The organism is Oscillibacter sp. (assembly GCF_031978065.1).
GTDB lineage: Bacteria > Bacillota > Clostridia > Oscillospirales > Oscillospiraceae > Oscillibacter.
The window spans coordinates 1-9,849 of the sequence record NZ_DALZCH010000115.1; the positions used below are offsets into that span (position 1 = coordinate 1).

At 52.5% G+C, this 9,849-nt stretch carries 19 protein-coding genes; all 19 read left to right on the forward strand.

Annotated elements, in window-relative coordinates; genetic code table 11:
- Positions 1 to 20: 20 nt before the first annotated feature.
- Positions 21 to 173: a hypothetical protein gene (locus RTK01_RS14015; RefSeq protein WP_312281564.1), complete on the forward strand. Its 153-nt coding sequence runs from the start codon at positions 21 to 23 to the stop codon at positions 171 to 173.
- Positions 174 to 192: 19 nt separating this feature from the next.
- Positions 193 to 921 (forward strand): hypothetical protein, encoded by a 729-nt coding sequence (locus RTK01_RS14020; RefSeq protein ID WP_312281565.1) that lies wholly within the window; start codon positions 193 to 195, stop codon positions 919 to 921.
- Positions 918 to 1,439: a 3D domain-containing protein gene (locus RTK01_RS14025; protein WP_312281566.1), complete on the forward strand. Its 522-nt coding sequence runs from the start codon at positions 918 to 920 to the stop codon at positions 1,437 to 1,439. Before RTK01_RS14020 ends, RTK01_RS14025 begins: the two co-directional genes overlap by 4 nt.
- Positions 1,440 to 1,772: 333 nt before the next feature.
- Entirely contained in the window at positions 1,773 to 2,258 is a 486-nt protein-coding gene (locus RTK01_RS14030; protein WP_312281567.1) for a siphovirus Gp157 family protein, read from the forward strand.
- On the forward strand, positions 2,258 to 2,854 hold the full coding sequence (locus RTK01_RS14035; protein ID WP_312281568.1) for an ERF family protein: 597 nt from the start codon (positions 2,258 to 2,260) through the stop codon (positions 2,852 to 2,854). The genes RTK01_RS14030 and RTK01_RS14035 overlap by 1 nt, the downstream gene beginning before the upstream one ends.
- Positions 2,841 to 3,386, forward strand: a complete 546-nt coding sequence (locus RTK01_RS14040) for a hypothetical protein (protein WP_312281569.1) — start codon at positions 2,841 to 2,843, stop codon at positions 3,384 to 3,386. The genes RTK01_RS14035 and RTK01_RS14040 overlap by 14 nt, the downstream gene beginning before the upstream one ends.
- On the forward strand, positions 3,373 to 3,747 hold the full coding sequence (locus RTK01_RS14045) for a hypothetical protein (protein ID WP_312281570.1): 375 nt from the start codon (positions 3,373 to 3,375) through the stop codon (positions 3,745 to 3,747). Before RTK01_RS14040 ends, RTK01_RS14045 begins: the two co-directional genes overlap by 14 nt.
- A complete protein-coding gene (locus RTK01_RS14050; protein ID WP_312281571.1) occupies positions 3,744 to 4,043 on the forward strand; it encodes an HNH endonuclease in 300 nt (99 codons plus the stop codon). The genes RTK01_RS14045 and RTK01_RS14050 overlap by 4 nt, the downstream gene beginning before the upstream one ends.
- A gap of 2 nt (positions 4,044 to 4,045) precedes the next feature.
- Positions 4,046 to 4,408, forward strand: a complete 363-nt coding sequence (locus tag RTK01_RS14055) for a helix-turn-helix domain-containing protein (protein WP_312281572.1) — start codon at positions 4,046 to 4,048, stop codon at positions 4,406 to 4,408.
- Positions 4,398 to 4,814: a single-stranded DNA-binding protein gene (locus tag RTK01_RS14060; RefSeq protein WP_312281573.1), complete on the forward strand. Its 417-nt coding sequence runs from the start codon at positions 4,398 to 4,400 to the stop codon at positions 4,812 to 4,814. The genes RTK01_RS14055 and RTK01_RS14060 overlap by 11 nt, the downstream gene beginning before the upstream one ends.
- 12 nt (positions 4,815 to 4,826) lie before the next feature.
- Positions 4,827 to 5,570 (forward strand): hypothetical protein, encoded by a 744-nt coding sequence (locus RTK01_RS14065; RefSeq protein WP_312281574.1) that lies wholly within the window; start codon positions 4,827 to 4,829, stop codon positions 5,568 to 5,570.
- The gene (locus RTK01_RS14070) at positions 5,560 to 6,006 is read left to right on the forward strand and encodes a DUF1064 domain-containing protein (protein WP_312281575.1); all 447 of its coding nucleotides are present in this window, start codon (positions 5,560 to 5,562) and stop codon (positions 6,004 to 6,006) included. Before RTK01_RS14065 ends, RTK01_RS14070 begins: the two co-directional genes overlap by 11 nt.
- A gap of 271 nt (positions 6,007 to 6,277) precedes the next feature.
- Entirely contained in the window at positions 6,278 to 6,862 is a 585-nt protein-coding gene (locus RTK01_RS14075; protein WP_312281576.1) for a hypothetical protein, read from the forward strand.
- Positions 6,855 to 7,817 (forward strand): hypothetical protein, encoded by a 963-nt coding sequence (locus RTK01_RS14080; protein ID WP_312281577.1) that lies wholly within the window; start codon positions 6,855 to 6,857, stop codon positions 7,815 to 7,817. The genes RTK01_RS14075 and RTK01_RS14080 overlap by 8 nt, the downstream gene beginning before the upstream one ends.
- Positions 7,818 to 7,884: 67 nt before the next feature.
- Entirely contained in the window at positions 7,885 to 8,070 is a 186-nt protein-coding gene (locus RTK01_RS14085) for a hypothetical protein (RefSeq protein WP_312281578.1), read from the forward strand.
- Entirely contained in the window at positions 8,060 to 8,245 is a 186-nt protein-coding gene (locus RTK01_RS14090) for a hypothetical protein (RefSeq protein WP_312281579.1), read from the forward strand. Before RTK01_RS14085 ends, RTK01_RS14090 begins: the two co-directional genes overlap by 11 nt.
- 11 nt (positions 8,246 to 8,256) lie before the next feature.
- Entirely contained in the window at positions 8,257 to 8,655 is a 399-nt protein-coding gene (locus RTK01_RS14095) for a DUF551 domain-containing protein (protein ID WP_312281580.1), read from the forward strand.
- A gap of 2 nt (positions 8,656 to 8,657) precedes the next feature.
- Positions 8,658 to 9,098 (forward strand): hypothetical protein, encoded by a 441-nt coding sequence (locus tag RTK01_RS14100; RefSeq protein ID WP_312281581.1) that lies wholly within the window; start codon positions 8,658 to 8,660, stop codon positions 9,096 to 9,098.
- A gap of 323 nt (positions 9,099 to 9,421) precedes the next feature.
- The coding region (locus RTK01_RS14105) for a hypothetical protein (RefSeq protein WP_312281582.1) at positions 9,422 to 9,849 on the forward strand (428 nt) is incomplete at its 3' end.

The following is a 9,849-nucleotide window of genomic DNA, read 5'->3' on the forward strand; positions in this document are numbered from 1 at the left end:
AGAAAAATTAGGAGGTTTTCATGAGCCAGAGCCGGAACCGCCTTCTGCGCCTAAAGCAGAAATACGCCTTTGAGTATGCACACGCGGCATGGATGGCACGCAAGCCGCACCCCATCCGCTTTATCAGCTATCTCCACTGGAAACGAAGTGAACCCAGCAGAACTGATTTTTAACATAAAGGAGGCTAACCCCGTGAAGCTTAAATTTACAAATCCCATTTTGCCCATCGGCGAAATCAAGATTGCCGACGAATTTTACAAGTCCATGCCCCACCTCGAAAAGCTCAAAAAGTGCATGGACTTCTACCGCGCGAACGGACACTTCGACCGCCAGATCATCGTTGACGAAGACAAGACCTTGCACGACGGCTATTGTGCCTATCTGGTGGCGTATCTGCTGGGCGTTGAAAGGGTCAAGGTGCTGATGGTCGGGGAGCAGGCAGAGCCAATTAAGGCGGTCGCGCCCGCAACGCCGGAGCCGGTGAAAGTGCCCGCGCCCGCAACGCCGGAGCCGGTAAAACTGTACTGCATTAAGAGTTATAAGCCGGGTGAGTGGCTTACCAAAGGGAATGTATATACCTGTGAAGCCGCGCACAAACACCTTATTCGATATGACGGCTGCGAGGTTTCATATGGGGATTGGTTCACGCGGAATATCGATGGACACAAACTCACCGATCATCTCGTCCCCCTCGTCTCCCGCCCCGCAAAGGTCGGGGAGTGGGTGTATGTGCTCGACACGAGCTACGCAACGTGTAATGATCGCGAACCCGGAGATATTTTCTTAATTGATGGCGATGAGGAGCGCCCGGAATTTAACGGTAGAGGTTTTATCTGGGGGTCTGGACTGTATGCAAACGGGAACGGACCTGATGGCGGACATTATCTCGTCCTCGACGGATATACAGGCGACGCGGAATGAGCTACAAAACAGCCCGCGCCATCCTGCGGCTTACCTTGACGGCGCTTACGGTGCTTGCCGTGGTATTGGCGCTGACCACTACGGCGAAATCAGCAGAACCCGCCGTTATTGCGGATACGCTTTCCGCCCCGGCAGGCCCCGCGCAGTGCTGGGAAGCGCCGGACATTCCAGAGGACTTCGAGAACGAGAAGATTGAAGTGGCTCTGCTGGCAAAGGCCAACAAGATCGAGGACTGCACGGTTACGTGGTACACGGCAAGTGTTGAGGAGTGCGGTAAAGACGACGGCATTACATATTCCGGCCTGCCGGTGGTGGAGCATCTGACCTGCGCCGTGGACCCCGAGATAATCCCGCTGTACTCGGACGTTTTTGTAGAGTATGCGGACGGCAGCATAGAGCAGCTTTGGGCGACGGATACCGGTGTGACCGGGAACGCCATTGACATTTACACCCCGGACTACGACTACGCCATCCAGTGCGGGCGGCAGAGTTTGACGGTGTGGTGGGTGGCCCAATGAAGCTCCATCACCTCATATGCACCCGCTGCCACTGCCGCTGGAATGCATCCCGGCAGAGAGACAACCGGCCTTACATATGCCCCGTATGCGCAAAAAAGCGCCGCCTGTGAGAGTGCAAGTCCCACAGGCGGCAGAGAAAAAAGATACACGCCCCATTATCGGGCAGAAAGTGAGATTTGTCAAGATGTATAAATGCGATACCTGCGGCAGGACATTTGATTTCCCGCGTATCCGTACATTCAGCGAGTTAATTGACGGAGAGAACCGCGAATGGCGTAAGGAAATCTACTGCCCTGATTGCGGAAGCCCTGATTTTAAAGAAGCGGAGGATGTATGAATCTTTACGAAATTGATGCGAGAATCACCGCGTTGGTAGACCCTGAAACCGGGGAAATCACAGACCTTGCAAAGCTGGAAGAACTGAGCATGGCCCGTGATACCAAGATTGAGAATGTGGCCTGCTGGTATAAGAATCTGGCTGCGGAAGCTAAGGCAATCAGGGATGAGGAAATCAGCCTTGCCGAGCGTCGACATTCCGCAGAGCGCAAGGCAGACAGCCTTAAACGATATTTGTCCGCGGCCTTAAATGGTGAAAAATTCCAAAGCCCGAAATGTGCGGTCACTTTCCGGCGCACAACCTCCGTCAAAGTCGAGGACGCAGACGCGCTTATCGAGTGGGCAGAGAAAAACGCGCGGCGCGATTATCTCAAATATTCCGCGCCTGAGCCGGATAAAGCAAAGCTTGGACAAAGCCTAAAACTCGGCATCGAAATCCCCGGCGTTGAACTATCTGAAAACCTTTTCGTTGGGGTAAAGTGATGAATATTTATGAAAAGATAACTGCCATTATGCAGGATGTGCAGTATTTAGCCAAGGACGACAAGGTATCCTTTGGGACCACCAATTACAAGGCCCTTTCAGAGGAAAAGGTTACATCCATCATGAGGGCAGAGCTGTTGAAGTATGGGCTGGTCGTTTTCCCGATTGAGCAGGTCGCAAACAGAACGGGTAGCATTACCCACGTTGATGTCAAATACCGCCTTTTGAACGTGGAACAGCCGGATGAATTTATTGATATCGTCTCCTGCGGCGACGGGGCGGACACACAGGACAAAGGCTCTGGAAAGGCCATGACTTACGCCTATAAGTATATGTGGCTCCGCACGTTCGCCCTCCCGACGGGGGAAGACCCGGACAAGATTTCTTCCGCAGAACTTGACGACAAGGCGGCAAAAGCCAAAAAAGAGGAAGAGCCTGTTTTGTGTGAAGAATGCGGAAAACCGATTAAAGACGCGAAAAACAATTCCGGGGAAGTCTGGAAAGCCAAAGATATCGCAGTTTACACAGCGTTGAAGTTTAAGCGCAAGCTGTGCATAAAGTGCATGAATGCCGCGCAGAAAAATGATGCAATTTGATTCTGCCCGCTGGATGCAGGATAGCGGCGGCGTGTGGCTTTGTCTGCACGTCACCGCCCCTGCGGCGGCAAAAGAGTTCTGCGGGAAGATGGAGCCAAAACTATACGATGCGGATTTGAAGGTACACCGGGAGAAGCGGAGCCTTGACGCAAACGCTTATTTCTGGGTGCTGGCCGGTAAATTGGCTGCAAAACTCGGTATCACACCAGAGGAAATTTATCGGGCCTATGTACCGGATGTTGCAGGGAATTACGAGGTTGTCCCGGTCAGAGAGGACAGGATAACCGCGTGGGAAAAACTGTGGTGCGGCGGGCATATCGGCAGGATGGTTGAGGATATCGGCCCGTGCCGGAATACCGCTGGATACCACAACATCCGATCATTTATCGGCTCCAGCGATTACGATACGGCCCAAATGGCGAGGCTGATTGATCTTGTCGTTTCCGACTGCAAAGAGCAAGACATTGAAACGCTCCCACCCGATAAACTGGACGCTATGAAATTGGATTGGAGGATAAATGAACGTATTTGAAAACAGGGAAATAAGGAACCGCCTTCGCGCGGCATTCCCGAAATTCTTTGTAAATAGCCTTTATGAAATCATCATCTACCCCGCAAGAAACAGCTATTTTTTGCTGGAGGGGCTTGAAACAGAGGAAGAGTTAAAAGCAAAAATTTTGGAATGGCTATCACGAGAGGCAAGCAAAAGCATCTCGCGGGTATCACAAAAGTACCACCTGAATGGCATCAATGCTTTCCTCAATACCGACTTTTCACCATCGGATATGGTGGAAATTTATACATACCTCGGGAACCGATGCAACCATGAAAAGACGTTGCGGTTTATTCGTTCTGGATACGACATGGCGGTGCTCGACGAGGGCGGCGCATGAACAGACGCACTAAGGCCCTTGACATTCCCGCGCGCGTTAAAAAGGTCGTCTACGCCCGAGACAACGGCCTTTGCATCCTCTGTGGCTCTCCGGGCGCTCCTAACGCCCATTACGTGTCCCGTGGGCAGTCAGGGCTTGGCATCCCTGAAAACGTCGTGACGCTCTGCCGGACGTGCCACAGGGCCTACGACCAATCAACCCAGCGGGAGATTTTAAAAAACGAAATAGCCGGTTATCTCAGGAGCAAGTATCCGGGCTGGGATGATATCAGGCTTACATATCTGAAAGGGGACTGAAAATGACTGAGAAACAAAAAGTGGACGCTTTCGCAATGAAGCTTGACGGCTACACGCTGCAAGACATTGGGGAAAAGTATGGGGTTACACGTGAGTACATCCGGCAGATGTTTGCTTATGTTTGTACAAAAAGCGGGGTTCCGAGGAAAAATTATGTTTTCCCAAACATCACTGACTGGATGGAGGCCAACAATGTCACGCAAACCGATTTAGCTAAACTGCTTGGCGTAGGGCAAACCACTATATCCTCATATTTGACAGGGCGGAACGACCCTCCAATGAGGTTTGTAAGCCTCGTCCTTGATAAAACAGGGATGCAATTTGAAACGGCATTTAAAAAAAGGAGCGCTAAAGATGCTCAATAAAATCATTCTCATGGGGCGCTTGACGCGCGACCCGGAGTTACGCCGCACAGGCAGCGGCACGGCAGTTGCATCTTTTACTATTGCCGTTGACCGCGATTTCAAGACCCAAAGCGGTGAAAAAGAGACTGACTTTGTGGATATTGTTGCATGGCGCAGTACCGCCGAGTTTGTCAGCAAGTATTTCTCTAAGGGCCGTATGGCCGTTGTGGAAGGCCGCTTGCAGCTTCGCGACTGGACCGACAAGGATGGCGGCAAGCGCCGCTCCGCCGAGGTCGTGGCCGATAACGTGTATTTTGGGGATTCCAAGCGCGACGGGGACGGTTCATCGACATACAGCGCCCCGGCTCCCGTAGACGCGCATTCGGATTTCGCGGAGATTGGGGAAGATGGGGAGCTTCCGTTTTAACGAGGTGAACAAATGCTCGAATCTGGATATATCCGGCTTTACAGGTCGTTTTTAACGTGGGAGTGGTACTCCGATAGTGCTACTAAAGATGTGTTCCTACACCTAATTTTAACGGCCAATTGGGAGCCTAAAAAATGGAAGGGAATTACAGTTAAGCGGGGGCAAAGGGTCTACTCTAGGGCCTCTCTTGCGAAGGAAATGAGACTTTCAGAACGGAACATCCGCACTGCGATAAATCACTTAATTTCGACCGGGGAAGTGACCAACCAAACAACCCCGCAATACAGCATTATTACTATAAAAAATTACGATTTGTACCAACAGCCGACCAGCGAAGTGACCAGCGACCGACCAGCCTCCGACCAGCCTCCGACCAGCGACCGACCACAATTGAAGAAAGATAAAGAAAGCAAGAATGATAAGAAAGCAATAAAGAGAGAACGTATAGCGTTTTCTCCGCCCACGCTTGATGATGTGATTGCTTATTGCAGAGAACGGAGCAGCCCCGTTGACCCGAAGAAATTTTTTGACTACTTCGATACTGGTGGCTGGGTGGACAGCAAGGGCAACCACGTTAAAAACTGGAAGCAAAAAATCATTACGTGGGAGGGGCGAGAAAAGAACCCCACCTCTGATTCCGCAAATATCCACATTGGTGAGACGAAAAAATCAAAAGGGACAATTTGCGAGAAAGGATACGAAGATCAAATGCGGAAGTACATTCAGAAATTAAAAGGCGGTGCAAATGAGCATTGATTTATCCAGACTGTCCCCGGCGGCGCAAAAGCAGATTCTTTCAAAGCTGGGGAAGCAGGCCAAGGGAAACAAATTTCACAACGAGCCGACCTCCCGCTGCCTGCAAGGGGGAAGGCCGATTAAATTTCCTTCCCGGAGAGAAGCCGGCCGGTTTGACCAGCTCATGCTTCAGCTACGGGCTGGGGTGATTCGCAATCTCAAATTGCAGGAAGTGTTCGTATTGCAGGCGGCGTACACCACGCCGGAGGGAGCGCACATCTGGGGGATTACATACAGGGCCGATTTTTCCTATGAACGCGCCACCAAGCCGGATGTGAACGGGGAAGTCTACTGGCTTTCCGTGGTGGAAGATGCCAAGGGCAAGCGGACCGACGTTTACACCATGAAGAAAAAGCTCATGAAGGAACGTCTGGGTATTTCCATCGTGGAGGTGTAAGGGATGCTTGACTGTGAACGGGCCATGCGATTTTACAGAATGGGCCTGAACGATAATGAAATTGCCGAAAGGTGCAGCGTAAGGCGGCAGGCGGTTGCAAATTGGCGCTGCCGGTCGTGCCTCCCGTCGAATTCATCCAAGCCCGCCAGAAAAATAACTCCGCTTGAATGGGAAGCTGTGCAGGCCCGGAAGCACGGTGTTACATACGGGGAGTGGAGGTCCCCCGCGTTTAAAGCGGAGAGAAAACGGCTGTTGGAGGAGGAGGGACCCTATGGAACAAAAAATGAACCCTGACGAGATTATCCGGGCGCTGCGGTGCTGCGGAAATACCGATACCAAACGCCCAGACTGCGAACACTGCCCTGCAAATGGGTATATGTGTGTGAAGCGTATGCTGGAGGGGGCCGCCGACCTGCTGGAATCCCAGCAATCCCGTATCGCTGAGTTAGAGGGGATTACGTTTTGGGCGCAAAACAGATACCTTAAGGAGCAACTTGCGGATTTAGAGGCCGAGCTTTTACAAAAAACTAACGAGGCTGACGGTATGCGGTCAAATTGGTATAAAAGCGCGGAAAGTTACCAGCAAAAATGCCGTGACATGGCCGAGTTAGAGGCCCAGCTTGCCGCCTCCCGGCACAGGGAGCGGGCGGCGGTGGAGGACATGAAGCGCATTGTTGATGCCGTTCGGGGTGAACACGGGGGCGAGATATGCTGCTTTGCGTGTGCATACGATGCGGATACGAGCATCACGGATAGCGGGGCGCACGCAAACGAACTCAGAAAAAAGGTTGAAATTGCAGAAGTGCTGTGGGGAGATAGGGCCGCACAGGCCGGGGAGGGCGGACAGGATGGCTAAATCCATGGGCACCCCTCCGCCACGCAACAAAAAGACCGACCAAATAAAAGGAGAAATCAGGCGCATCAAATTTGAGCACGAGAGTTTCAGACCAGACCCGGGAATCCAGCGGCGTGGCGGCAATGACCAGCTAGGAGCGTATCTGGACGACAAAAGCCGCGGATTTAACAACCACATGGTGCGCAACAACGTATGCCCGGTCTGCGGCGAAGAATGGATACCGTACTGTAACGATGATACTTTTTGTGCAATCCCCTGCGATGTCGGCAAAGCGGTGCTGGTATGCCGAGCGCACAAAGATATTTTGATGGGAATGGAGGCCCCAATGAGTGAATTGAAGCCGTGCCCATTCCCGCCTAATGAAATTGCAGATATCCTAGAAACGTTTATCCCCGAAATTGAGGACTGCATGGTGGTGTATGCATATCAACGTTCCGCTCTGCACGGAGCTGTTGCAGAACTCCGTCGCGCACAGCCCACCAACGAGCCGCTAATGCTGCACTTCGGCCGCGGAGAGTTGGGTGTTGGTACCGCACACGAGGGAGAGAATGGCCCGCCAAGGGAAATCAATATTCGTCGGCTATCCGCTCCGCTGCCGATTGCTTCCCCCACAGGGGACAAGGGGAAGCGGGTGGATGAGCTGGAAAATGTTCTTGTGCGTATGCAATTTGATAATGCCGAGAGTGCCCACGTGTTGGAACGAGCTGTCTGTACTGTCTTGGCTGGATTTGAGCAATCCTCCAACGAGCCGCTCACCCTCGAAGAGCTGCGGGGGATGGATGGGGAGCCGGTGTGGATGGCAAGAGCCAAAGAGTGGGTTTTTGTTTCCACGGCAGTTTTAGAGCCATATGCACAAGTGTGGTATTTTACCTCGAAGGGGCTCGCCAAGACTGTCCTGTACCACCACGAAAGATTCTACCGCCACAAGCCGGAAAGGAGCGAGGACGATGAATAGCGGCTGCTACAAATGCCCCGCTTATGGGAAATGCTTGGTCGAATACCGCGGTTCTGCGTGCGCGGCGATGAGGGCTTTCTATGGGGTTGACTTCGACCCCAAGACAAACGCCGACCGCATTCGGGGCATGGATGATGAGGAACTTGCTGAGTTCCTTTCCCATATCGAAGCGTACCGGACCTATGGGTACTACGCGGCGCATGGGCTTGATTGGCTCCGTCAGCCTGCGGAGGAGATACACGATGGTAATTGAAGTTTTCTATAAAAACGGTAATGCCAGAAAATTTTGCAAAGCCGTGAGCATCGCGGTCATGGGCGGGGACTGGAACGATAAGCTATACATTCAAACGCGGATTAACGGGCATAGACGGGAATCATTTATCCCGCTGACCGAGATAGCCCGCTACTACATTCATGAACCGTGTTGAGGAGGAACCAAATGGACAGACTATCTGAAATCCGTGCACGGTACACGCCGGGAAATTCGCAGTTTCTTGATGTTGGCAAATGTACGGTCGACGATATCTCTTTTCTGCTGGCGGAGGTGGAGAGGCTTACAGCGCTGCGGAGAGAGGTTGTAAAGCTTGCGCAAGAATCAGTGAGGCGAGATATTGAACTGGCGAAGCTGGAAGTGGAGGTTCAGGCGGCACAAGCGTCCAACCGCTGGATTCCCGTGGGGGAGAGGTTGCCGGAGCGCGGGGAGCGCGTCATAGCATACTCTCCCGCCATGGGTGGCACGGAAGCAGAAATACAGATATCCAAAGGATTTATGCTGCACAGCAAGCGGACGGACATCACCCACTGGCGACCGCTGCCCGAACCGCCGAAAGGAGAATGAGGATGGAGAGATTAACGACGAAAAGTATCTTGGGCGGCTGGACGCTCAAAGTGCCGCGGCAAGAGGGCGTTGACCGCCTCGCCGCCTATGAGGATACCGGGCTGGAGCCGGAGGAAATCACCAGTATGAGAAGCCTTTTGCAAGGCGGAGAATACAAACCATCGCCTGAATGGCTAAGACTTTGCGAACTCGCAGAAGCCGACAAAGACGGACGGTGCGTGGTGCTGCCGTGCAAGGTGGGGGATGATGTATTTTCATTCAGATGGAGCATTAAGGCCCAAAAATATGAAATATGCACAGGGAAAATCAAAAATGTCAGGCATGACACGAACGGTGGACTCGTGACGGTCTCTGATGGCGAGAGATATTGCATTTGGGGCAAAACCGCCTTTCCCACCCACTCAGCCGCCGAAGCCGCCCTAAAGGCAGGTGAACCCCGCTGAACCTACTGTCAGAAAATGACCTCCGCACGCTCCAGACCGCCCTTGATGCGGGCTTAGAGACGGATATGACCCGCAGGCTTGGAGACATCTCCGTCACAGCGCGGACACGCCGAGTAAAGCCGCCTTGGGAGGTACATACGATTTTACAGGTCAGACGGGAGCGGGGGAATGTTACGAGGATGCAGAATTTTGTGAGCGTGAACGAGATGCGGAAATATTGGGAGGAGTGGTAATATGCGTTCCACCAAAGAGGCCGTAGCCATGAGGCTGGAACCGCTGGGTAAAGTCCGGGTTGTCAGCGTCGACGATGGGAAGGGGAAGAAATGACATTTAAAGAAAAACTGATGCAGGAGCATCCGGGAAATGTTAGCCACTCGTTTGACGGAGGATGCGTCGGATGCCCTTTTACATACGGGTATGAGGATATGCTATGTGAGCGCAAAAGAGACGATGATATCTGCGCCGCCTGTTGGAACCGTGAAATGCCAGATTCAGACCATATTGTCGGGGGCAACAAAACGTTAACTCCAGACTGTATATCCGATGGATGCATAATACCAGCTGGATACGTTATTCCATACGAAAGCGGCCTTTCCAAAACCGGCCTAGACAAGGCCGAGAACGCATCTGGCGGTGTGCAGTCCGAAAGACCGTATAAATCCGAGTGGCTACCGCCTAAAGATATGCTGGCCCTCTCACGCGTCCGGTATGAGGCGGACACTATCCACCATTACCCCAAGGACAATTACAA